Origin of the sequence: Prevotella sp. LMAG:51 (genome assembly GCF_008680225.1) — a bacterium.
Classification (GTDB): domain Bacteria; phylum Bacteroidota; class Bacteroidia; order Bacteroidales; family Bacteroidaceae; genus Prevotella; species Prevotella pectinovora.
Map to the genome: position 1 here is coordinate 1 of NZ_NALQ01000007.1, position 24943 is coordinate 24943.

General features: G+C 44.3%; 22 protein-coding genes. 5 read left to right on the forward strand and 17 right to left on the reverse strand.

The genetic code is table 11. The annotated features are described in order from the left end of the window. Window positions 1-10 precede the first annotated feature (10 nt). From CCC32_RS02875 to CCC32_RS02945, 15 genes are all read right to left on the reverse strand, one after another. Window positions 11-1069 (reverse strand): DHHW family protein, encoded by a 1059-nt coding sequence (locus CCC32_RS02875; protein WP_287072188.1) that lies wholly within the window; start codon window positions 1067-1069, stop codon window positions 11-13. A gap of 19 nt (window positions 1070-1088) precedes the next feature. Continuing rightward, window positions 1089-2567: an MBOAT family O-acyltransferase gene (locus tag CCC32_RS02880; protein ID WP_044074528.1), complete on the reverse strand. Its 1479-nt coding sequence runs from the start codon at window positions 2565-2567 to the stop codon at window positions 1089-1091. 53 nt (window positions 2568-2620) lie between these two features. After that, window positions 2621-3427: an SGNH/GDSL hydrolase family protein gene (locus CCC32_RS02885; protein WP_287072190.1), complete on the reverse strand. Its 807-nt coding sequence runs from the start codon at window positions 3425-3427 to the stop codon at window positions 2621-2623. Window positions 3428-3596: 169 nt separating this feature from the next. After that, complete coding sequence (locus tag CCC32_RS02890) at window positions 3597-5027, reverse strand: NADH-quinone oxidoreductase subunit N (RefSeq protein WP_287072192.1); 1431 nt, start codon at window positions 5025-5027, stop codon at window positions 3597-3599. 17 nt (window positions 5028-5044) lie between these two features. Continuing rightward, a complete protein-coding gene (locus CCC32_RS02895) occupies window positions 5045-6529 on the reverse strand; it encodes a complex I subunit 4 family protein (protein WP_287072194.1) in 1485 nt (494 codons plus the stop codon). A gap of 5 nt (window positions 6530-6534) precedes the next feature. After that, window positions 6535-8550 carry an NADH-quinone oxidoreductase subunit L gene (gene nuoL, locus CCC32_RS02900; protein WP_022315976.1) on the reverse strand — a complete coding sequence of 672 codons (2016 nt, stop codon included), beginning with the start codon at window positions 8548-8550 and terminating at the stop codon, window positions 6535-6537. A 6-nt stretch (window positions 8551-8556) separates the two neighbouring features. Then, a complete protein-coding gene (gene nuoK / locus CCC32_RS02905) occupies window positions 8557-8865 on the reverse strand; it encodes an NADH-quinone oxidoreductase subunit NuoK (RefSeq protein ID WP_022315977.1) in 309 nt (102 codons plus the stop codon). Between the two features lie 2 nt (window positions 8866-8867). Further along, window positions 8868-9392: an NADH-quinone oxidoreductase subunit J family protein gene (locus tag CCC32_RS02910; RefSeq protein WP_287072195.1), complete on the reverse strand. Its 525-nt coding sequence runs from the start codon at window positions 9390-9392 to the stop codon at window positions 8868-8870. Between the two features lie 14 nt (window positions 9393-9406). After that, on the reverse strand, window positions 9407-9943 hold the full coding sequence (locus CCC32_RS02915; RefSeq protein WP_044074524.1) for a NuoI/complex I 23 kDa subunit family protein: 537 nt from the start codon (window positions 9941-9943) through the stop codon (window positions 9407-9409). Window positions 9944-9962: 19 nt separating this feature from the next. Then, entirely contained in the window at window positions 9963-11048 is a 1086-nt protein-coding gene (gene nuoH, locus CCC32_RS02920) for an NADH-quinone oxidoreductase subunit NuoH (RefSeq protein WP_044074523.1), read from the reverse strand. Between the two features lie 67 nt (window positions 11049-11115). Then, window positions 11116-12687: an NADH-quinone oxidoreductase subunit D-related protein gene (locus CCC32_RS02925; protein WP_287072198.1), complete on the reverse strand. Its 1572-nt coding sequence runs from the start codon at window positions 12685-12687 to the stop codon at window positions 11116-11118. Between the two features lie 18 nt (window positions 12688-12705). After that, complete coding sequence (locus tag CCC32_RS02930; protein ID WP_287072200.1) at window positions 12706-13446, reverse strand: NADH-quinone oxidoreductase subunit B; 741 nt, start codon at window positions 13444-13446, stop codon at window positions 12706-12708. After that, complete coding sequence (locus tag CCC32_RS02935; RefSeq protein WP_022315983.1) at window positions 13437-13787, reverse strand: NADH-quinone oxidoreductase subunit A; 351 nt, start codon at window positions 13785-13787, stop codon at window positions 13437-13439. The genes CCC32_RS02930 and CCC32_RS02935 overlap by 10 nt, the downstream gene beginning before the upstream one ends. A 103-nt stretch (window positions 13788-13890) precedes the next feature. After that, window positions 13891-15066: a dicarboxylate/amino acid:cation symporter gene (locus CCC32_RS02940; protein WP_287072202.1), complete on the reverse strand. Its 1176-nt coding sequence runs from the start codon at window positions 15064-15066 to the stop codon at window positions 13891-13893. Between the two features lie 30 nt (window positions 15067-15096). After that, window positions 15097-15963, reverse strand: a complete 867-nt coding sequence (locus tag CCC32_RS02945) for a hypothetical protein (protein WP_044080320.1) — start codon at window positions 15961-15963, stop codon at window positions 15097-15099. Between the two features lie 246 nt (window positions 15964-16209). On the opposite strand from CCC32_RS02945, the gene CCC32_RS02950 reads away from it, so the two are divergent. Next, the gene (locus CCC32_RS02950; protein ID WP_022315986.1) at window positions 16210-18555 is read left to right on the forward strand and encodes a mechanosensitive ion channel family protein; all 2346 of its coding nucleotides are present in this window, start codon (window positions 16210-16212) and stop codon (window positions 18553-18555) included. Between the two features lie 112 nt (window positions 18556-18667). Here the strand turns inward: CCC32_RS02950 and CCC32_RS02955 are convergent, their stop codons facing one another. Both CCC32_RS02955 and CCC32_RS02960 read right to left on the reverse strand, forming a co-directional pair. Further along, window positions 18668-19441 carry a Cof-type HAD-IIB family hydrolase gene (locus tag CCC32_RS02955; RefSeq protein WP_231565986.1) on the reverse strand — a complete coding sequence of 258 codons (774 nt, stop codon included), beginning with the start codon at window positions 19439-19441 and terminating at the stop codon, window positions 18668-18670. A gap of 112 nt (window positions 19442-19553) precedes the next feature. Next, window positions 19554-20537 carry an ROK family protein gene (locus tag CCC32_RS02960; RefSeq protein WP_022315988.1) on the reverse strand — a complete coding sequence of 328 codons (984 nt, stop codon included), beginning with the start codon at window positions 20535-20537 and terminating at the stop codon, window positions 19554-19556. 447 nt (window positions 20538-20984) lie between these two features. On the opposite strand from CCC32_RS02960, the gene CCC32_RS02965 reads away from it, so the two are divergent. The 4 genes from CCC32_RS02965 to CCC32_RS02980 all read left to right on the forward strand — a co-directional run bounded on the left by CCC32_RS02965 (window position 20985) and on the right by CCC32_RS02980 (window position 24877). Beyond that, the gene (locus tag CCC32_RS02965; RefSeq protein WP_044074520.1) at window positions 20985-21665 is read left to right on the forward strand and encodes a LysE family translocator; all 681 of its coding nucleotides are present in this window, start codon (window positions 20985-20987) and stop codon (window positions 21663-21665) included. 25 nt (window positions 21666-21690) lie between these two features. Continuing rightward, complete coding sequence (locus tag CCC32_RS02970) at window positions 21691-22233, forward strand: DUF4924 family protein (protein ID WP_022315693.1); 543 nt, start codon at window positions 21691-21693, stop codon at window positions 22231-22233. An 85-nt stretch (window positions 22234-22318) separates the two neighbouring features. Then, window positions 22319-23209, forward strand: coding sequence for a dTDP-4-dehydrorhamnose reductase (rfbD, locus tag CCC32_RS02975; protein WP_287072209.1), 891 nt, complete (start codon window positions 22319-22321; stop codon window positions 23207-23209). A gap of 99 nt (window positions 23210-23308) precedes the next feature. Beyond that, window positions 23309-24877 (forward strand): peptide chain release factor 3, encoded by a 1569-nt coding sequence (locus tag CCC32_RS02980; protein WP_022315691.1) that lies wholly within the window; start codon window positions 23309-23311, stop codon window positions 24875-24877. The last annotated feature ends 66 nt before the right edge of the window (window positions 24878-24943 follow it).

A 24943-nucleotide genomic window follows, 5' to 3' on the forward strand; every position in this document is an offset into this window, starting at 1 on the left:
CAGCCTCCATTCATCGGGCCAGCATATTGAGATATTTCCTTGTCGTAGATGGCGAACAAGCGTGTATCAAGTTATTGGCAAATAAGACATCTGTTATTGAATTGTCAGCAACATATTTACGTATACTGTGAGGGAAATAACGAAAATCTACCACATGCACTTCTTCAAAGCCATAGAATAGATATGCAGGAAGTGCATTTCCATAACTGTCCTTCAATATCATAAGCCGTCTTCCATTCTTGTTTCCTGTCACTACCTTGACAGTACGGGTATCTCCTCCCATAAAGGTACAATATGCGCCGGCACTACCGTCTTTATAATGTATGAAGAAGTTTCGTTCAATAGGAGCACTTTCACCTACCGTCTTGCCTTTACTCAACGTATAATTGATAAACCAACTCTTGTAGTCTATTCCCTGAGGCATATAATAGACGAAATCTTCTGGTGCATTCTTAACGGCAATATCTTTAGAGAAGGTGTACATACTTCCTACGTAGTTGTGCACCGTCTGGGCATCATAGGATGAAAGGGGTCTGAAATTCACACCTGCAGCATTTGCAAAACAACGCGATGCATAATATGCACCTAATGGAGCCCAATGATGGTCTGTACGGGAATAAATAGGCTCACTTTTGTGAGATTCCAACTCATCGTAGATTTTCACCGGTATTATTGTATTATCGAGGCTTGCATAGAGCTTATCAAGAACGGACTTCTCATTATTTGTCCATGAGCGCTGTTCTTCAGGACAATAGTAAGCTACTGCATTGGGAATTGTCATACAATAAACCGCAACGCTATCACCAAATGCCTGCTTATAACTGTTTACCATCTCTGCGTATGACATTGCTCCAACTTGTGTTCCGCCAAAGGGTTCGAAAGCCCGAGTTTCGGCTCCGTTGTCGATTACAATTATGCCGGCACGCGCTCTGCGTACTTCATATTTGGAGTCATCATTAATTGTATCCGCATTGGAATATTGGGATTCTTGCTTTTGAATTTGTGAAAACACTGGCATTATTGAACATGCAGCAAAAGACAGAAGCAAGATTAGTCTTATTCTTTTCATTTGATATATCATTTCATCATTAAAAACGAGTGTAAATAAAGGCATTGTTAGTTGCACCAACGAGTAGTGCAGCACATACAACAAGCATAACAACGGAGAATACCGTCTTTACAATGAGCGACATGGCATTGTAAACAGAGGGAACCGATGATTCTTCTTGTCTATGAAGCACAAAAGAGGAGACGGTCTTGCGCAACGGCATTGAGAACACTATAGCTGCTACCCATATCCAGAAATGGTCGAGAAAAGCGCTGTGAGTGACAAAGCTATCAAACGTTTTGCCTCCTCCAAAGAAACTCTTGAAAAAGACGAGCATTCTGCCGAAATCATCAAAATAGAATATTCCCCATCCTATCACTACAAGCAACAGGCTATATAAATGGAGCAAGGGAGATGGTATGTTGTCCTTAACTTTCAGCAGAGTGTATTTCTCCGTCATCACTATTATGCCGAAATATACACCCCAAATGATGAAGTTCCAACTCGCACCATGCCACATTCCTGTAAGGAACCATACGACAAGGATGTTGACGGCCTGATGTTTACGGTTTCCTCCCATTGGAATGTATACATAATCTCTGAAAAAGCTACCTAGCGAAATATGCCATCGACGCCAAAAATCAGTTATAGTATCACAACAATAAGGATGGTTGAAGTTCTCATTGAAATGGAAACCCAACATTCTGCCGAGTCCGATAGCCATATCAGAATAACCAGAGAAGTCAAAATATATCTGGAATGTAAACGCTACGATACCCAACCAAGCTCCTGTCGTGGTTAAATCATTCAGACCATTGACAAGGAATTGGTCAGAAATCTCAGAAAGCTGATTTGCCAAGATTACCTTTTTCCCAAGACCGATAAGGAAGCGGTATGAGCCATCTGCAATGTCCCTGCTATTGACACGACGATTGGCTATCTCATTTGCCACTGTACCATAACGCACAATTGGACCGGCAACAAGTTGTGGAAACATTGATATATAAAGCAACAGGTCTGGATAACGACGCTGAACAGGAGATTCGTTCCTGTAAACATCTACAAGATACGAAATAGACTGGAAGGTGTAAAAACTGATACCTATAGGCAAAGCTATATTGGGGACCTTGATATTCATCCCCAAATCAGAAAGTATTCCCGCAAAGAAACCAAGATACTTGAATATGCCGAGCATCAAAAGGTTTAAGCTTATACCCACAACGAGTGCAGTCTTTCGTCTTGACTGCATCCTGCCAGCTATATTTAGACCTGATATATAATTTATCAAAGAACTGAAAAGCATAAGGAACACATAGACTGGTTCACCCCATGCATAGAAAATCAACGAGAAAACAACAAGAACAGCATTCTTGAGAACATTTCTACATGCCATTTGTGACGGGTCTAAAGCAGAAACTCTACTTGAAAACAGTTCCTTATCACCGACCGCTGCCAATAGATAACATAGAAAGAAAGCCGGAAGGAAAGCGAAGAGAAAAAAGAGATCAGAAAATATCATTTGCTGAGATTATTATGTTTGAAAAAGATTTCGTGAAAACTAAAACAAGTAAATTAATAGCACAACAAGGAAGTAATCTGATTGGCAATGAGATATCCGTTTCGCCGAGCACCTCTCTCTGATGTATGAGTGCCATCAACTGTCAAAAAATAGCCATTCGTCTCTCTGGAAGAATACACACCTGTAATATAATCCTGCCTAATTATAGGAATTGACATACGATGGGCACATTCTTCAAGAATATTTCCAACTTTATTGATAATATCATAGGATGCTTTCGTAGTCTGCATAGGTGAAAGGAGCACTATTTGGGCATCAGGAAATCGGGACATCAGTTTCTCACAAATCAATTTGACGGAACCTGCTAAAGACACTACAGAAGAAACTTTCTGAGGTGCATTAAATGTATTAGGTGTACCGAATGCCTGTTCTACTGTTTTCGAAAATATCCCAGGACGCTTACTGTTAAACCATGCGTCGTTTGTACCTGCGGCAATCAGTATCAGGTCTGGCGAAGGCTGCTGTTGGTTATCACAAGCAGTTATCAATCTGTTCATCTGATTGAATATCACATTGTTGTCTGAAAGGACTTGTGTGTTTTCTACTATGTCATAGCGGGTTCTGACAGTATTCGTCCAAGTAGCACCACTTCTTGCATAGCTTTTACATGTCTTGGGAGAAATCTTATCTGCAAACCATTTTGTCCAACCTTTAGGGTTCGTACAATCATCTCCACCAATAGAGGTGTTTGAATCTCCAAGAATCACAATATTCAAGTCATGTCCATTAACAGCCGAAAGAAGACAGCTCTTGCAAATCAACACACAAAAGAGTAAAAGAAACCTTATAGGGATGTTCATTATTTGTTTACTAGTTTAACTCGAAATAATTATTTCTGAATGGTTGGCAAAGGTAATGTATTTTTTTGACATAAGAATAAACAATTGAAAATATGTCAAAAAAACAATAAAAAAAATGATGCCAAATCCAATATTGAATTTGACATCATTTTTTATTATATCAAATAAATCACATTCCTGCTGCTTGTGCCAGCCAATCATAAACACAGCTACAAACTCCAAACAGTAATATGCCTATAGTACAAAGTGCAAGAGCAAAACGAGTATTGTTGTCACTCTTGAACGTTGGCAACGGTGTTTCGGTCTGATTGATATACATGCACTTCACAATCTTCAGATAGTAGTACAAGCTTGGTACTGTGTTCAACAAAGCAATGAATACAACAAGGTATGCCAATGTTGAACCTTGTTCAGCAGCTGCCATGAACACGAAGAACTTACAGAACATTCCTGCGAAAGGTGGGATACCTGCAAGAGAGAACAAAGCCAAGGTCATCAAGAACGAAAGTTTTGGATTCGTTCCATAGAACCCATCGTAGCAGTTCATCTTAGTATTGCCATTTCCACGTGTCTCTACAACATTGATAATAGTGAAAACTGCCATATTGGCTGCAACATAAATCAACACATAGTACATGAGAGCTGTAAGACCCATTGCACTGTTTCCTATTACAGCAAGCATTATGTATCCAGCCTGAGAAATAGAACTAAATGCCATGAATCGTTTCAACTCCTTCTGACGGAGAGCAAAGAGGTTAGCAATGGTGATGGTAAGCAGAATTACTATATACATAAGATATTCCCAATACTCAACCATCGGTGCGAAAACCTTCATAAGAATCGTCATCAGAGCAAACGCTGCAGCTCCCTTTGAAACTACACTAAGATAACCAGTTACTGCTGTTGGTGCACCCTGATAGGTATCAGCAGTCCAGAAGTGGAATGGAACAAGAGAAATCTTGAAACCAAGTCCGCTGAAAAAGAACACCAAGCCAAGAATTGTCAGTGGCGAAGCACTGATTTGTGCTGCTACATCACCAAAATACAATGTACCGACGGCACCATAGATAAATGAAATACCATAAAGCATTACACCACTTGAAAATGTTGCCGTAAGGATAAACTTGGCAGCGCCCTCAGCTGAATTCTTCTTGAACTTGTCAAAAGCCACCAGACATGCCATAGGAACTGATGCCATTTCCAATCCTAAGAAGAACATAAGGAAATGTCCTGAAGAAATCATCACATACATACCCAAGAGGGTTGAAATGATGAGTTCATAATATTCACCTTCCTTGTTCTTCACGTCAGCAAGCTCAAGCCAAGACTGTGACATCACCAGAACGATGAACGCACCAGCTGTAAGAATTATCTTCATAACATTGGCTGCTTGAGTTGACTCATAGCATCCACCAAAGACAGAAGCTGGTTCTGCATAGAAGCAGAGAGCTGTCTGACAAATGAAGAGAGCGCCTGTCAGCAGGCTCAACACAGAATGTTTCTTCTCACCTTTCAGAATAAGATCGGCGAGGAATACTATTACCAGCACTGCAATAAGGCCAGTCTCTGGTATCATATTAAAAAACTGACTATAATCCATTTTGTCCTACTGATTAATTATAAGTTAACGACTTGGAGAATTGGTGTCACTGCATCTGTAATTGCATTGCTTGCCCACAATGGGAATGATCCAAGACCTGCAACACAGAATATCAAACAGCAAACAGCAAAGCGCTCATCCCATGTTGCATCTGTCAATGTGAGATAGTGCTCATCCTTGACTTTCTCAAACAAGATGAAACCTACTGTACGCAAGATATAAACCGCGGTAACAACAATTGAAGTGATTGCAATTATCGTACAGCAACGATGGAATGTGTCTGGATTTTCAAATGAACCTGTGAAAATTGTCATTTCGGCAATGAAACCAGAGAAACCAGGCAAACCAAGGTTGGCAAGACCAGCAATGACATATCCTACTGAAAGGAATGGCATGATCTTCATCAGACCACCGAGCTTGCGGATATCACGTGTATGTGTTCTGCCGTATATCATACCGATAAGGGCAAAGAACAAAGCGGTCATCAAACCATGAGAAAGCATCTGAAGTATTGCACCTGTGCAAGATACCTTTGTCATCATGAGTAGTGCGAAAAGCACAAGACCACAGTGAGAGACTGAAGAATAAGCATTGATAAACTTCAAGTCTGTCTGTACACATGCAGAGAAAGCACCATATACTACAGAAATTGTGGTAAGGATAAGGAATATCCAAGCCAAATCCTGAGCCGCATGAGGAAGCAGGAACATGGCAATGCGGAAACAACCGTAACCACCAAGTTTCATAAGCACACCAGCATGAAGCATTGACACAGAAGTAGGTGCACAACCGTGACCGATAGGAGACCAAGTGTGGAATGGGAACAAAGCACCAAGCACTCCGAAACCAATGAACACGAATGGGAACAGAACATTCTGTACTGTATCAGGAATATGATTGTTATGAGCAATCTCCAGAATGTTCATTGTTGAAGCACCATTAAAGAAATAGATACCAACAAGACCCAAGATGATAAGTGCAGATCCACCCATCAACATAAGAGTCAACTTCATTGCTGCATATTCTTTTCTTCCTGATCCCCAATAACCAATCAATAGATACATAGGAATAAGGGCAACCTCATAGAACATGAACATCGTGAAAAGGTCGATGCTGATGAAGAAACCATAAACTCCAGTAGAAAGCAATGTAAACCACATGAAGAATTCCTTCGTCAAAGGCTGTAATTTCCACGAAGCGAAAGTTCCTGTAAAGACGATGATGCTTGAAAGAAGCAACATCACTACAGAGATACCGTCAACACCAACTGCATAGTTGATGTGAAGAGGAGCAAACCAAACTGTAGATGACTGAAGAATCATCTCTTCAGTGTTTCCTGCAGCGCGCTCTCCAATGAAATGTAATGTCAACCAAATTGACATTGCCAACAGACATGATGATCCTATGACCATCACCGTACGGACCTGCTTGATGTCACGGGCAGCCCAAAGGCCGAGCAACATCAAAACTGGGATTACTACAAATATACTTAATATACTCATCGTTCTTATAATATGCTAAGTAATACTAATGTTAATGCAACAGCTCCAGTCAGGAACCAAACGGCATATTGACGTACATCACCACTCTGCCAAGGACGGAGACTCTCGCCAGCTTCGTTTGCACCCCATGCACTGAAATCAATGAGACCATTGATGATATGCTCATCAATCCACTGAACCGGACGAGATACAAAACGGAACAAAATCTTATGTGTGACAAACATATAGACTTCATCCATATAGAAACGTTTGTAAGCCCAACGATGAAGACGAGGGAATGTCTTATACAACTTGTCAGCAATCGGCTGTTTCTCACCCTTATATATATATGTAGCAAGAGCAATTGAAATAACGGCAATTACTGTAGAAGTGATAGCTACCTGAGGAGCGAAATGTACTGTATATGCAGTACCTGCAGCACTTACTATCTCACCGAAGCTTGCCCAGCTCCAATCCAAGAAACCACCAAGCGTAGTGAAGACACCAACGCCGACGGTAATAATACTCAAGAATATCAATGGGAAGGTCATTGTCAGCGGAGCCTCGTGTGGAGTGTGATGAGCATGAAGTTCCTTATTCTCTGTACCCCAGAAAATACCATAGTAAAGACGGAACATATAGAACGCTGTCATAGCGGCAACACCAGTCATCCACCAACCGATGAACTGAGAATGCTCAAAACATGCAGTGATAATCTCATCCTTAGAGCTAAAGCCTGAGAAGAATGGAATACCCGCGATGGCAAGACAGGAAATCAAGAATGTGGCATGGGTAATAGGCATATATTTCTTCAGACCACCCATCGCAGACATCTCGTTTGAGTGAACAGCATGAATGATACAACCAGCACCCAAGAAAAGACAAGCCTTGAACATAGCATGTGTGAAGAGATGGAATAGAGATGCCATATATCCAAGCTGAGCATGATTGTCGAGAACAGCACCATGATGACCTGGCAAGCAAACGCCAAGTGCCACCATCATAAAGGCAATCTGAGAAATCGTAGAGAATGCAAGTACTCGCTTGATATCACTCTGTGCACATGCCACAGCAGCAGCATAGAAAGCAGTAAACGCACCTACATACACGACTATTTCCATTGCCTGTGGAGCATATTCAATCCAAATAGGGAACAGACGAGCAATCTGCACTACTCCTGCAACCACCATGGTCGCAGCATGAATAAGCGCAGAAACAGGTGTAGGTCCCTCCATAGCATCTGGCAACCAGATGTGAAGTGGGAACATGGCAGACTTACCAGCACCTCCGATAAACATCAGCACGAGAGCTGTAGGAAGAATGAAACCTCCTGCGGCTGCGGCACGTGAAGCATCACAGGTTGTGAATGCTGTCATTCCCTCTGCTATATGAACTTCAGTTCCAGTGAAAGAGAAGTTAAATGAACCTGTATAATATCCGAAGATGAGAATACCGATCAAGAAGAACATATCAGCGAAACGAGTCACTATAAATGCCTTCTTACTAGCATGAACTGCTGCATGCAATCCATAATAGAATCCGATCAAAAGATATGAGCTGACACCCACGAGCTCCCAGAACATATACATCTGGAAAATGTTGGTAGCCAGAACAAGTCCTAGCATTGACATTGTGAAGAGAGACAAGAAAGCGTAATAGCGCTGGAAGCCCTTCTCACCATGCATATAGCCAAATGAATAAATGTGCACCATAAAGCTAACTGTGGAAATGACAATCAGCATCATCACTGAAATAGGATCAAGAAGGATACCTAAATCAAAGTGAAGATTACCGAGTGGCAACCAAGTGTAATTGTATGGTACTAATGTCGCAAAAGTTCCGTCAGCCAAACGCGGAGCTGTGAAATACTGGAAAGCTGTGATATAGCTCAACACAGTAACCAATCCAATAGAACAGGTTCCGATAAGACCGGCTGTTTTATGCGACCATGCATACTTGTTTCCCGCAAAATCGGGCAAGCCAATGACGAGGAAACTCAACAATGGCAAGAGAAGTATCAACAATGAATATGTATAATCCATAACTTATTAATATTTCATGTTTTCAATACTGTTCACCTGATCGCTGTGGAAATTACGGTAAACATTAATAATTATAGCGATAGCCACTGCACTTTCTGCCGCACTTACGCCCATTGAGAAAAGGGTCATGAAGAAGCCCTCGAATTCGCCAGGGAAGAGCAGTCTGTTAAAGGCAGCGAAATTGATGTCTACAGCATTGAGCACAAGCTCAATGGAGATAAGCATTGCTATCAAGTTACGACGAGTGACGAATCCGTAAACGCCGATGAAGAACAGAAGTGCGCTAAGCACAAAATAACATTCTACAGGTACCATAATTATTTATCCTCCTTTTCTTTACGAGCCACAACGATGCCGCCGATAATGCAAGCGAGCAAGAATACAGAAATGAACTCAAACGGTAAAACATACTGGTATTTCTCGCTTCCAACAAGAGCCTCACCAATGACATTCATTGGAACCTCCTCGTCAGCAACCTCACATGCTCTGAACAAGAATTCATTCTTGAGCAGAACAATAGTCACTGTAAGGAAGCCAGCGAGAGTTACAAGAGCAGCACCAATGGCACGGCTTCCTTTCACATGCTCTACCAAGCCCTGAAGTGTACGGCGATTAACGAGCTGAATAGCAAAGATATACATCATCGTGATGCCACCAGCATAGATACTCAACTGGGCAGCACCCAAGAAAGTGTAGTCAAGAATAAAATACAATCCAGCAACACCGAACAAAACGAAGAGCAGGAATGTGGCTGCACGCATGATACGCTTTGTGGCGACACACATAACAGCAGAACCCAGAATTACTACGGCAAGAATGCCAAACATTATAATATTAGCCATTTCTTATGTCCTCCTTATTTTGTTTTGGTGTTAAACTTACCGATTTCAAGAGGTGCTCCACCATCTATAAGGTTAGGAAGGCTTCCTCCGGTATATACCTCCTTGTCAAGGTGAAGAACGAGTTTGTCTCTATCAAATACAGAGTTCTCGAAGTCATTCGTGAAATGAATGGCACCGAAATTGCATGCATTGACACATAGTTCACAGAACATGCAATCTCCGAGATCATATTGATAGTCAACCAACTTGCGTTTCTTCTTGCCCGTCTCAGGGTCCTCCACCATCTCTGTAAGAATCTTTATCGAGTCATTAGGACAAGCCTTCTCACACAATGTGCAGCCAACGCATTTGTAGTTTTGGTTCTCGTCGCGTGAGAAAACAAGTCTACCACGATGGCGAGCCGACACATGGAGCGTTGTCTTGCGGTTCTCAGGATACTGCTCAGTGCTCTTCTTGGTGAAATACTCAGTAAGAGTAGTCTTCATACCAATGGCGAGAGTCTTTACAGCAGAACCAATTTCTCCAAAATATGATTTATTATTATCTTCCATATCTATTTAAACTCCTTATTTAAAAGTGCCAGCCAAATGCCACAATGATAGTCATAAGCACCAAGTTGATGAGACAAAGCGGCATGAGATATTTCCACTCAAGTTTCAATATTTGGTCAATACGCAGACGTGGGAAAGTCCAACGTACCCACATAAGCAACCAAACAACGGCGAAAGTCTTGCCAAGGAACCATACGATACCAGGGATGAGGTTCATGATTCCATCGAAACCTTCAATACCGATATTTACAGGTGCCCATCCTCCAAGGAATACAGTAGTTGCGATTCCAGATACCACGAAGAGGTTAAGATACTCTGCAAGGTAATAGAAACCGAATCCCATACCAGAATACTCTGTATGATAACCGGCTGTCAACTCGCTCTCAGCCTCAGCCAAGTCGAACGGACCACGGTTTGCTTCTGCATTACCAGCTACGAGGAAAACCAGGAAGGCTATAATAGCAGGAACATGACCTTTGAAGATTAGCCAGTTCCATGGTCCGACCTGTGCTTCAACGATACCGCTCACCTGCATTGTACCTGTAAGTATTACTGCAGTAATGAGACACAAGCCGAGAGACATTTCGTAAGATATGAGCTGAACAGCTCCACGCATAGCCGAAACGACACTATACTTGTTGTTACTTGCCCAACCGGCGAGGAAGATACCAACCACACCGATACTTGACACCGCTGTCAGCAAGAACACACCAACGTTGAAGTTCAGCACCTCTGCGCCATTGTTCCATGGCAAGAAAGAGAAGGTGCCCACAGAAGCAATGATAACAAGGAACGGAGCCACGAAATACAGCAGCTTGTCAGCCTTGTCTACAGTGAAAATCTCCTTGATGAGCATTTTAAGAACGTCGGCAAAAACCTGGAATATACCCCATGGACCGACACGCATCGGACCAAGTCGGCACTGGAAGTAAGCACAAACCTTACGTTCCATGAAAATCAAGCAAATAGCAAGTATGGCATAACCTGCAAGAATAAGTACGCCAACCAGTATGCACTCGATAAGGATCGACCAGAAATCTCCAAGTCCAATAGTCTGGCGGAGAAGAGCGTCGAACCATATTGTTACGTTACTAAAGTCAAACATAATATAAATTTTGATTTTAGAGTTTAGAATACATCGAATGTTTCCAACCCCTTAATTCATTTTTCGATTATCTGTCAAGGTCAGGGATTACGAAGTCGATAGCCGCACCGGTTGTGATGAGGTCAGCGATTTTCTGTCCACGCAACATCGAATCGAGAGCACCTGCCAGAGTAAGACCCATCGGACGCATCTTCATACGATAAGGACTCTTGTCACCTCTTGAGTCAAGATATACTCCGAACTCACCGCTTGCACCCTCTACAGAAAAATACCACTGTCCCTCAGGAACCTTTATGATTGGTTTCTGCTTGATGTAATATTCTCCCTCTGGGATGTTGTCGATAAGTTGTTCGATAATATCAAGACTCTGATAAAGCTCCTTGATATGAACATAATAGCGATCCATAGAGTCACAACCTGTCATGGTAATCTCCTCCCAGTTCACTTTGTCATAGCAATCGTATGGATGACGCTTACGTGTATCGTTCTTCCATCCGGCAGCACGTCCTGCAGGACCAGTCACCGCATAGTTGATACAGTTTTCCTTATCCATAGGGCCAACGCCTTCAAGTCGCTTATGTGTGATGACGTTATCTCCGAACACATCGAGATACTCCTGAATCTTAGGTCTCAAATACTTGCAGAGTTTCTTTGTATTATCAACGAAATTAGGATCGATGTCAGCCTGAAGTCCACCGATTCGATAGTAGTTCATAATGAGTCTACCACCAGTTGTCTCCTCCATCACATTGAGCACATGCTCACGGTCGCGCATGCAATACAAGAATGCTGTGAGTGCTCCAAGGTCCTGGGCTGTACAGCCCAAGAACAACAAGTGGCTGTCGATACGCTGCAGCTCATCCATGATAGTACGGATGTAGTGGATGCGGTCTGACAATTCTATTCCCATCGCCTCTTCAATCACACCCACGAGAGCATGACGATGCATCATTGCAGAGAGATAGTTAAGACGGTCTGTAAGAGCCAATGTCTGAGGATAAGTCATTCCCTCCCACATTTTCTCTATACCACGGTGGATATATCCGAGATGAGGATAAATGCGTTTTACAGTCTCACCGTCGATAACGGTCTGCAAACGCAGCACACCGTGAGTTGACGGATGGTTAGGACCGATATTTACTACATATTCGTCCTCTTCAAACAAGCGATGCTTTGTTTCCACCAAATGACCATCCTTGTCGAGTGAATACTCTACTGTGAAATCGTCCTCTGGCTCATCAGTCAGAGGGAACTTGTTTGCTTCCGGACTCATATCAAAGTCCTTGCGCAATGGATGTCCCACGAAATCAGTACGCAAGAAGAGTCTGCGCATGTCTGGATGTCCAAGGAACTTGATTCCTACGAAGTCGAATACCTCACGCTCAAGTAAGTCTGCGGCTTTCCAGAGGTTTGTTACGGTAGGGATAACATCGCTACCATCCACTTTCTTGGCTATTGTCCTTACGGAACAACGCTCATTGTTCTGAGTGTTTTCAAGAATGTAGATACAACCCAGACCTTCTTCACCGAAGTCCTCACCGATTATAGTAACAAGGTAATCGAAATGCTTCTCGTTCTTCAGCTTGGCCATCTCATTGGCGAAGTTTTCGAAAGTGAGTTCTATATTATTCAGTTTCATGTCTTATACCTTATTATATTATACAGTTTGGTTTTTCTCAGAATCAGCGAGGTCGCCGACTTTGAAATCAGCGGGAACATCAGTCACGATGATTGGCTCCAGATGTCCGAGCTTCTGAGAATCCTGAAGGTTCTCGTTGCTCAATCCACGGAGACCTCCCTTGCTCATTGAAAGTTCCTTCTCCTCCTTTGTCATCTTGTGATTAGCGCCACCAAAGAACTTCTCGATCTTAACCTTTCTCTGGAGCTGCATCATACCATAGAGGATTGCCTCAGGACGTGGAGGACAGCCTGGGATATACACATCAACAGGCACGAGTTCATTGATACCACGCACTACATTGTAGCTCTTCTTGAAAGGTCCGCCACTGATGGTGCATCCTCCGACGGCAACGACATACTTTGGCTCAGCCATCTCATCATAAAGACGCTTGAATACCGGTGCCATCTTGTTTGTGATAGTACCGGCACACATGATAAGGTCTGCCTGACGTGGAGAGTTACGTGTCACCTCAAATCCGAAACGCGAGAAGTCATAGCGCGCACAACCCACGGACATGAATTCGATACCACAGCAACTGGTACCGAAAGTGAGCGACCACAACGAGTTGCTTCTTCCCCAATTGATCACCTGATCAAGGGAACCGAGCACCACATTGCAACCGCCTTCATGAAGTTGGTCTACTATCTTCTCGAGAGTGTCATTGTCCTTAAACTCGTTGTAAGGAATGCTTTTGATAACGGGTTTTCTTACTTCCATTCCAACGCTCCTTTCCGCCAAGCATAAGCAAGGCCAAACACCAACACTAAGAGGAAGAATCCAATGCTACACAAAGCCATTGGACCAAACTTGCTGACTGCCACAGCCCATGGATATAGGAACACTGTCTCGATGTCGAACATCAGGAAGAGAATGGCAAAGAGGTAGTAACCCACATGCATTGGCACCCATGATGTGCCGCGCGTTGGGATACCGCACTCAAAAGGCTGTCCCTTCACTGGGTTGTACGACCTAGGGCCAATGAGTTTCGCAACTACATACGCTCCTACAACCAATACAACTGCCGTCAAGATAACGGTAATAAATAGGATAAAATACATAAATATTTTATTAAATAAAAAATTTGACTGTCAAAATCATTTGCAAAGATACATATTTTATATTATAATCTGCAATGAAAGGTAAACAAATCGTAAAATAAGATTATTTCTCCGACTTATCCTTACCTCCAAACCACTTGTCTATCAGCAAAGCCAGAGAACCGTCTCCTGTCACATTACATGCAGTTCCAAAGCTGTCCATTGCGATATATAGGGCAATCATAAGGGCTTGGTCTGCCTCTGTGAAGCCCAATATTGAAGCCAGTACACCGAGAGATGCCATTATTGCTCCACCAGGAACACCCGGAGCAGCGACAATAGATATTGCAAGCATCAGAATGAATCCTATAACGGTGACGAAATCGTATGATATATGCTGCATCATCATGAGCGCCATGGCACAGGCAACGATTTTCATCACGCTTCCCGACATGTGGATTGTTGCACAAAGAGGTATGACGAAACCCGCTATGCTTTTATTCACTCCATTGGCTATAGTCTGTCGGAGAGTCACGGGAATAGTGGCAGCTGAAGACTGTGTTCCGAGCGCTGTGAAATAAGCCGGCAGCATCCGTCCCAAGAGTCTGAACGGATTCTTTCCCACAAATGCGCCTGCTACACAATACTGGAATATGAGCAAGAAGATATGCATCACGAAAATCACTCCGATGATTTTCACGAATACTGTCAATACGCGTGCTGCATCACCGGTGTATGCCATATTGAGGAATATACCGAAAATGTATATCGGCAAAAGTGGAATTATTGCCACATTGATTGTCTTGATGATTACCTGCATGAAGTCTTTCATAACGTTTTTCAACGCCACAGACTGCATTGTTGCCGTTGTCAGACCGAGGGTGAAAGCTAACACAAGGGCTGTCATAACATTCATTGGAGCTGGTATCTCAACGGTAAAAAACGGAGCCATCGCCTCTGTCGTCGCCAACGACGCCGCCGTAGTCTGTGTGTCAATAAGCGACGGGAACGTAAGCTCACTAACCGCATAAGACAGGAGTCCAGATGTCACCGTAGCGAAATAAGCCAAAGCTGTAGTGGCAATCAACATTTTGCCGGCTCCCTGACCGATGTCGGAAATAGCTGGAGCAACAAGTCCGAGAATCAGCAATGGAATAAGGAAGCCAAGGAACTGGCTGAAAATACCGTTGAACGTGAGGAACACCCTGACGACCTCTCCCGGCAAAAACATTCCGAACAGTACACCACAGACAATGGCAATGATAATCTTAGGCAGCAGGCCTATTTTGAAAGTTTTCATTTGATATAGATTTTTAGGTTTTTAAATATTTCATTTCAACACGTTAGCAACCAATCCTTCCATCGGGCTTTTGATTATTTTCCCAACGGTATATCCGCATTGTCTTGCTGCTTCGACAAGTTGCTTTTCGTAATAATGTGCCACACTACCCACAACATTTACTTTAAGGTCTTTTCTTTCATAGCGGTCAACATTCTTGACAAAGAAAGCCTTGAAGTTTTCCACGACGATCGCCTCTAATTCCGGCACATCGAGGTGTTTATAAATAAACGGCGACAAAGAAGCAAGAAAACGGTTTGCCAGCGGTTCCTTGTAGACACGCCTTATGATATCGTCCAAATCAAGATTTGTAGATTCAAGGAATTCCTCACACAAGGTTTTCGGCAGTCCGCCTTTGAAAACGGCATTCAAGAAAAGTTTCCCGAGAACGGCCCCGCTACCCTCGTCACCGAGTATATATCCCAGTGGTGATATATTGGCTACTATCTTCTCGCCATCAAACAAACAGGAGTTGGCTCCTGTTCCAAGAATGCATGCAATACCTTCCTCACCTCCACAAAGAGCATGAGCCGCAGCCATCAAGTCACTGTCTACAAAGACTTTACCATCTGCAACAGACAGACAGCCCACCAATATTGCCTTCAACGATTTGGCTGCTTCGCCACGACATCCCGCCCCATAGAAACGCACATCAACATTGCCACGACTTTCATGCCACAACTCCGCAACGTTGGCCCTGAACTGCATCAGCAACTCTCTTACCAGGATATTTCTGATCTGTTCTTCTGTCTGATGTGCAGGATTTATGCCTTGGGTATGACAACTGAATACCGGTTGTCTGCCTGAAACGAGACACCAGTCTGTCTTCGTACTGCCACTGTCGGCAAAAAGCGTCAATGGCAATTCTTTATTGATGGTAATGTCTGACATTTGATGGTAGTAATTAAAACGTGGCAAAATTAATAAAAAAAGTGTGAGTTGGCAAACTTAACATTGAAGAAAATGCATTATCTTTGCAAAACGGAAAATCGCTTTTCTGATTGCAGCATGCCAGTGACGACAAACGCGACACTGCAAAAACAAATCAAATCGGGAACTGTAATACAACAAAAAAAAACAAACAATAATTTTATAAAGAACAATATGAAGAAGAGACTGTTTTTACTATTTCTGTTCGCAATAACAATCACCATTTCTTGCAATGCCGTGCTCAAGGAGAAAGACCTTGACAACACATTGTCGATACTCAGAAATGAATTGACCACTTATCACCAAGAGCAGAAAAAGAGACAGATGAAATACAAGAACAGCAGTGAGCTGATAAGGAAGAACCTCTTCTCCATTCTTGCAAAGAGTAATCAAAATGCCCTCATGCTTTATTCTCAGAAGCCGGAATATGTTTTTGACCTTGCTTACGCATGTCATGAGGCAACCGACCAGTTCAGCAATTTCCGCAAGAGTTCTCTGCCATTCCGGTCGTATATCACGCAATTGGACAGTGAAATCGCCCGCTACGACAGCCTTGTAAACTCGCTCAGTTCCATGCCCACCTTCGCTCTTAGCGACAAGGCAAAGGTAAACCGCAACGTGTGTCTCACCCTGGCGGTAAGCATCCGTAACAACATGACGGAAAACAAATCCATGCTGCAGGACTACATAAAGTATTACAACCTGACAGAGAATCACTTGAAAAGCCTCAACGATTATGCCAACGGCAGATACAGTGAAATTCAGAACAACATATTCCGGAATGGCGGAGAAAACTATTTCAGTATCCTAGCCAATCTCGGCACTCAAGTGAGCAAGACAACCGAAACGGTAAACGACAAATACCGTTCTTCCAAGAAGCTCCACTCGCAGTGGGACTCTCGTATGATCTTCGGATTGTTCGTCAGCATACTTTTCTATGGCATCATAGCCATTCTCCTGAACATGCTCGCAATACGCTTTCTGATGCCGAAGAAATTCCGCACCGAACAGTTCATGCTGAAACGTCCGTGCATCATGATGGCGACATCCACAATAACATTTGCAATTCTTATCGGCATCATACGCAGCACGGTGAACCAGAATTTCATCACCATGGCGAGCAACCTGCTCGTTGAATATGCCTGGCTGCTTGGCGTAATCCTGATATCACTACTTCTGAGGGTAGACGGCAAACAGATAAAGAGCGCCTTCCGCATCTACTCACCGCTAACGTTGGTGGGATTCATAGTGATAACATTCCGCATCACGCTGGTGCCTAACGACTTGGTAAACCTGATTTTCCCTCCGGTCCTATTGCTCTGCACACTATGGCAATGGAACGTGATAAGAAGACACAACGAGAAGATACCCCGGTCTGATATGTTCCTGACATACATCTCATTGCTGGTATTCGCGACGAGCGTTGTGTGCTCATGGATAGGATTCACTCTCCTCAGCGTGCAGATGTTGATTTGGTGGATAATGCAGCTCACCTGCATCCTGACAATCAGCTGCCTGGCAAGTTGGATGAGCGAATACGCCGCAAAGCATCATCTTGAGGAGAAACCTATAAACAAGACATGGATATACAGACTGCTTCTGAAAGTCATAATCCCCTTGATGGCAATCTCTTCCATACTGATTTCCATATATTGGGCTGCCGACGTCTTCAACCTCAGCGACCAGATGATGCGCATCTTCACCACGCGTTTCATCGACGTCAGCAACTTCAGCGTCAGCATATCATCCATTGCCACGGTATTGGCACTATGGTTTGTTTTCGCTTATATCAGTTATATAACGATAGAATTCATGCGACTGCACCTGATGAACATAGACTCTCGCACGGCTGCCAGCCGCAACGTGATGGGAAAGAACATCGTGCAGGTTGTAGTCTGGGGCACATGGCTGCTGATAAGCCTCGCCATTCTCCATGTGAGCAACACTTGGCTGGTTGTCGTTTCGGGTGGTCTGTCCACTGGTGTCGGCTTCGCATCCAAGGATATTCTCGAAAACATATACTATGGAATATCGCTAATGGCTGGCCGTATCAACATCGGCGACTGGATAGAGTGTGACGGCACTCGAGGAAAAGTGAGCAGCATAAGCTACACAAGCACTATGATAGAAGCCACCGACGGTTCGGTGATCGCATTCCAGAACTCCCAGCTGTTCACCAAGAACTACAAGAATCTGACCCGCAACCATGGTTACGAGCTTTCTGTAGTAAACTTCGGAGTGGGCTATGGCACTAATGTGGAGAGAATGAAAAAAGTCGTTACCGATGCCATCGAGAAACTTCATATTCCCTATATCGACAAAGAGAAACAGCCAAGCGTACTGTTCAAGGAATTCGGCGACAACAGCATAAACTTCAAATTCGTATGCTGGGTTGACGTAACGAAACAGGTCGTTACAGAGAGCATGATCATGGAGAGCATCTACAACACGCTCAACGAAAACGACATAGAAATGCCATTCCCGAAACGCGATGTTTACATCAAGGAAATGGCAAAGTAAACAGACTATCCAATAAAATTATGACCTCGGAACATATACTCCGGGGTCATTGTTTTATCTGGTAACGGAACATACACAAACCAGATCAGAACTATATACTCAAGTTTCTGATTTAGATAACGCCGAAATGCTCCAGCGCATTCTTCACACCGTCATCATCAACTGAGGTAGTGATATAATCAGCAGCAGCCCTCGCCTCGTCACCGGCATTTCCCATTGCCACACCGATTCCCGCACGCCGCAATATCGACTCATCGTTTCCGCCATCGCCAAAAGCCATGGTTTCCGAAATGTTGAGGTCCAGATATTGCGCCATTGCTTCAAGTCCTTTTCCCTTGTCAGCCTGCTCTGCCGTAATATCCGTAAATGCAGGATTCCAACGTCCCGACACGCAGCCCGGCATCTTTTCCATGATTTCCTTTTCATATTCCGCAGAGAAGAAGGGCGTAAGCTGAAGAATCTGTTCATTCCTCATAATGTCCTTCACATCAATAGCCATATCGATATTCAGAACAGCGAGATCCCTCACGAACACATCATAATACACCTGTTTGGGATTATACACGCCAATTCTCTTCTCACCAACCACGATGCAGGTATAGTCATTCTTTTCGGCATCCGCCATCATGACATCAACATCTGCCATGGGGATTGGATTGCAGCATATCGCCTTGCCATCCACTATGCAGAGTGCTCCATTGGTCGTTATATATCCATCTATGTATTGTTCTATAGCCTTCAGATTCGTAATTATAGGCAACGGTCTGCCCGTAGAGATGAACACTCCTACCCCATTAGCCTTTGCCTGGGCTATGGCATCGACAGTAGACTGTGGTATCTGGTGTGTCTTGAAGCTTACCAGCGTACCGTCTATATCGAAAAACAATGCTTTTACGTTGTCGTTCTTCACTTTAAAACAAATAAAAAAAGCAATCGGCTGCGACAATGAGCGTTTTTTTAATGCTACACTCCGCAACCGATTGATAGTTGATTAAAAATTAGTGTTCAATATTCTTGGCAATCGCACTTGCGCCCAGAACTGCAGCACCGGCGCCGTCGAGTGAGCTGACAAGGAATTTTGCCTTTCCACGGAAAATTCCCAACACGTTCTCTTCATAACCCTTTATCAATGGCTTCATAAGCAAGTCGCCAGCCTTTGTCAGTCCGCCGAAGAACACGAATGCCTCCGGACTGCAGAATGTCATGAAGTCGGCACAAGCCTCGCCGAGCATCTTTCCAGTGAACTCATACACTCTGAGAGAGAGAGCGTCGCCTTTGGCAGCAGCTTTTGAAACATCCAGAGATGTGATCTCCTCTGGATTCATGTCGCGCAACAACGATGGTTCGTTGGATGTTCCCAGAAATTCTCTTGCCGTGCGTGCCACTCCTGTAGCAGAGCAATACGCCTCAAGACATCCCTTTCTGCCACAACCGCAAGTTCTGCCATTCTCTCTGCGCATGATGACGTGACCGAGCTCACCGGCCATACCATCAGAACCATACACCATCTGTCCGTTGATGACGATACCAGCCCCCACTCCCGTGCCAAGGGTAATCATGATGAAGTTCTTCATTCCCTTTGCCACGCCATAAGTCATCTCGCCGAGAGCTGCAGCATTGGCGTCGTTTGTTATAGCCACTGGGACAGACAGCTTGTCGCTGAACATCTTAGCGAAAGGCACAACGCATTCATGCGCCCACGAAATATTTGGGGCGTATGCTATCGTACCGTCGTAGAAGTTGGAGTTTGGCGCTCCGATGCCCATTCCTTCGATTTTGTTTATTCCTCCCACTTTGTCAACGATTGGCATAAGAGCTTCAACTCCGGCGTTCACGAAATCCTCCGCCGTGCTGTATTGCTGTGTTTTTATTGACGTATGCTCCAGGATATTTCCCTGAGCATCAACGATGCCGAAAACGGCATTTGTTCCTCCGAGATCAAGACCTATAGTATAAGGTCTTCTTGTAATCTGTGCTTCCATTTTTAGTTGATGATATTTAGTCTGATAAATTGTTTCTCTTGCAAAGATAATGCAAGGCGAGAGGAGAATGAAATGAAGACATTCATTTCTTATCCCGAGCCGAAGCTTATTTTATGCAAAAATAATGCAAGGCGAGAGGAGAATGAAATGAAGACATTCATTTCTTATCCCGAGCCGAAGCTTATTTTCTGCAAAAATAATGCAAGGCGAGAGGAGAATGAAATGAAGACATTCATTTCTTATCCCGAGCCGAAGCTTATTTTCTGCAAAGATAATTGAATTCGCCATAAACGCCAACCTCTAAAAAAGTTTTTTTCCCAATCAACGCTCTTCAATAATCTAAATCAATGATATACATCATCTTAGCATTCAAATTAACTGTCGTTTGGAAAGTTTATGTTACAAAATTTGTATTTTTCGTGAAAATTGCGGAACTTTGCACCCACTATGCCATTTCCATTTCATATAAACATATTAGATCTACTCCTGAAAGGAGTTGCAATAGGTATTCTTGTATCAGCCCCGATGGGCCCGGTAGGAGTGCTTTGCGTTCAGCGCACACTCAACAAAGGCAGATGGTTCGGTTTCGTGACAGGCATCGGCGCCTGTGTCAGCGATTTCATATACGCCCTTATAACGGGTCTTGGAATGTCTTTCGTCATGGACTTCATCAGCAATTCCCAGTATCGGTACATATTGCAGATTTCTGCAAGTATCATCCTCATGATATTCGGAATCTATTCGTTCAGAAGCAACCCGATGAAGAAAGTTCACGTAAGCAACCGTGGCACCAAGGGCTCTCTCATTCACAACTGCATCACGGCATTCCTCGTCACATTCTCCAATCCTCTCATCATAATGCTCATGATGGGACTCTTCGCCCAGTTTGCATTCATAATCCCCAACCATCCAGTCGAGATGTGTGCCGGATATATCGGCATTATCGGCGGTGCGATGCTGTGGTGGTATGGATTGACATGGCTCGTAGACAAGATCCGTGCGGTTTTCGACACCAACGGCATTCAGATAATAAACAAGGTGGTGGGCAGCATCGTTATAGTGATGTCTATCATCGTCCTCATCGGCACGGTGTTCAACCTTTACACCCTGCCAACGATAAACTATTGACAACATTCAATAACTTGATAAATATATGTTCATATCTCAGGAATTAAGAAAGAAGAGCATAGCTGAATATCTGCTATATATGTGGCAGATAGAAGATATCATAAGGGCATACGGATGCTCGCTGTCGAGGATAAAGCACGAGTATATAGACCGCTTCGACTATACCGAGGAACAGAAAGAGGAAATGACAGACTGGTATGGCAATCTCATCACGATGATGAACACCGAGGGCTGCCGGGAGAAAGGACATCTGCAGATCAACAAAATCGTGATACAGCAGTTGTCCGAACTGAGCAGCACGCTTCTTGCCTCACCAAAATTTCCTTTCTACAACAGCGAGTATTACAGGGTATTGCCCTTCATCGTTGAACTGCGCAAACGTGGCGCCAAGGATGAGGACGAGATAGAGACATGCTTCAATGCCCTATACGGAGTAATGATGCTCCGACTGCAGAAGAAGCCCGTCAGCCCTGACACGGAACATGCCATAAAGGAAATAACGACCTTCATCGGCATGCTCTCCGACTATTACCTTCAGGACAAGAAGGGCGAACTGGAACTGGAATAAGAATTTCTCAGACGGTTTGCACCCTCAACAACATAAGAGGTTCACACATCCTCAACGACTCATCAGCAACAAAAAACAAGCAATCATGAACATATTGGTAACCGGCGCCGGTGGTCAGCTCGGCAACGAAATGCAAATCGTGGCAAAAGGGAGCAAAGACAAATACATCTTCACCGACGTATGCGATGGATACACGCATCTCGACATAACATCAATCGACGACATCAGAAAGATGGTGAGCGACAACGACATCAAATGCATCATAAACTGTGCCGCATGGACAAATGTTGACGCTGCGGAAACCGCTGGCGATATCGTGGAAACGCTAAACGCGACAGCTCCGGAAAATCTCGCCAAGGCAATGAAGGAGGTTGACGGACTGCTGATACATATCAGCACCGACTATGTGTTCGGCGCCGACCCATACAACACTCCTTGCAAGGAGGACCAGAAAGGAACTCCGACCGGTGTCTACGGACTGACCAAGCTGCACGGCGAACAGAAGATCATCGCCACCGGAGTGAAGCATATCATACTGCGCACGGCATGGCTATACTCTGAGTTCGGAAAGAACTTCGTGAAAACGATGCTCAACCTCACCGCCACGAAGCCTCAGTTGAAAGTGGTGTTCGATCAATGCGGCACTCCGACCTACGCCTTAGACCTTGCCAAGCTGATAGGTCATATCATCAACAACAAGTTGTATGAAAACAACTATGGCATCTACCATTTCTCCAACGAGGGAGTATGCAGCTGGTACGACTTCACCATACAGATAGCAAGACTGGCAGGCAACAACGGCTGCGACATTCAGCCATGCCACAGCAGCGAATTCCCAAGTCCGGTGACACGTCCTGCCTACAGCGTGTTCGACAAGACAAAGGTGAAGAACACCTTCGGAATAAAAATCCCATATTGGGTTGACAGTCTCATGGCATGTATGGAAAATATGGGTGCATTGAAAAAAGTAAGATAATATTAACTATATACATTTATAATGCTGGATGAATAATGAAAAGACAATGAAAAATCCCAATATCGTCTTTCATCCATTCATCACTCTTCAACAAAGAATATGGCTAACGAAATAGAAAGAAGGCGAACCTTCGCCATCATATCCCATCCTGACGCCGGTAAGACAACGCTGACGGAGAAATTTCTCCTCTTCGGAGGACAGATACAGGTAGCTGGTGCCGTGAAAAGCAACAAAATCCGCAAGACCGCAACTTCCGACTGGATGGACATCGAGAAGCAGCGTGGTATCTCCGTGTCTACCTCCGTTATGGAGTTTGACTACAAAGACTACAAGGTGAACATCCTCGACACCCCTGGTCACCAGGACTTTGCCGAGGACACTTACCGCACATTGACTGCCGTTGACTCCGCAATCATCGTAGTGGACAGCGCCAAGGGTGTGGAGACGCAGACGAGAAAACTCATGAGCGTCTGCCGTATGCGCAATACACCGGTGATAATCTTCATCAACAAGATGGACCGCGAGGGACGCGACCCATTCGACCTTCTCGACGAACTGGAAGATGAACTGGAAATAAAGGTGCGCCCTCTGTCATGGCCTATCAACCAGGGTGTGAAGTTCAAAGGTGTCTATAATATCTACGAGAACAAGCTCGATCTTTTCACGCCTGACAAACAGCGCGTTACGGAGAAAGTGGAGGTTGACATCAACAGCGAAGAGCTCGACAAGCATGTCGGCGAACAGGACGCCGGGAAACTGCGCGAAGACCTGGAACTGGTGGAGGGTGTCTACCCTGAGTTCAACGTGGAGGACTATCGTAAGGGCATGGTAGCCCCGGTATTCTTCGGATCGGCCCTTAACAACTTCGGTGTTCAGGAACTGCTCAACTGCTTCGTGGAGATTGCTCCAAGTCCACGCCCCACAAAAGCTGTGGAGAGAATAGTAGAGCCGGAAGAGAAGAAGTTCACCGGTTTCATCTTCAAGATAACGGCAAACATCGACCCTAACCACCGCTCCTGCATCGCATTCTGCAAGGTGTGCAGCGGAAAGTTCGAACGCAACAAACCTTATCTCCACGTGAGAATGGGCAAGACGGTACGTTTCTCCTCCCCCACCCAATTCATGGCTCAGCGCAAGAGCACCATCGAGGAGGCTTATCCTGGCGACATCGTCGGACTGCCAGACAACGGCATATTCAAGATTGGCGACACGCTGACGGATGGCGAACAGCTGCATTTCCGCGGTCTTCCTTCATTCTCTCCTGAGATGTTCAAATACATCGAGAACGACGACCCTATGAAGAGCAAACAGCTCAACAAGGGTATCGACCAGCTTATGGACGAGGGTGTGGCACAGATGTTCATAAACCAGTTCAATGGCCGCAAGATCATCGGTACTGTCGGTCAGCTGCAGTTTGAGGTGATACAATATCGTCTGGAGAACGAATACAACGCCAAATGCCGTTGGGAACCGGTACACCTGTATAAGGCATGCTGGATAGAGAGCGACGACGAGGAAGAACTGGAGAACTTCAAAAAGCGCAAATATCAGTATATGGCGAAAGACAAGGATGGCCGCGATGTCTTCCTTGCCGACTCCGGCTATGTGTTGTCTATGGCACAGGAGGACTTCAAGAATATCAAGTTCCACTTCACGAGCGAATTCTAATCATCCCCCATCGGTCATTAGAGCCTACTTGGAATGACCGATTTGGACTTGACAGATATCTCTGCA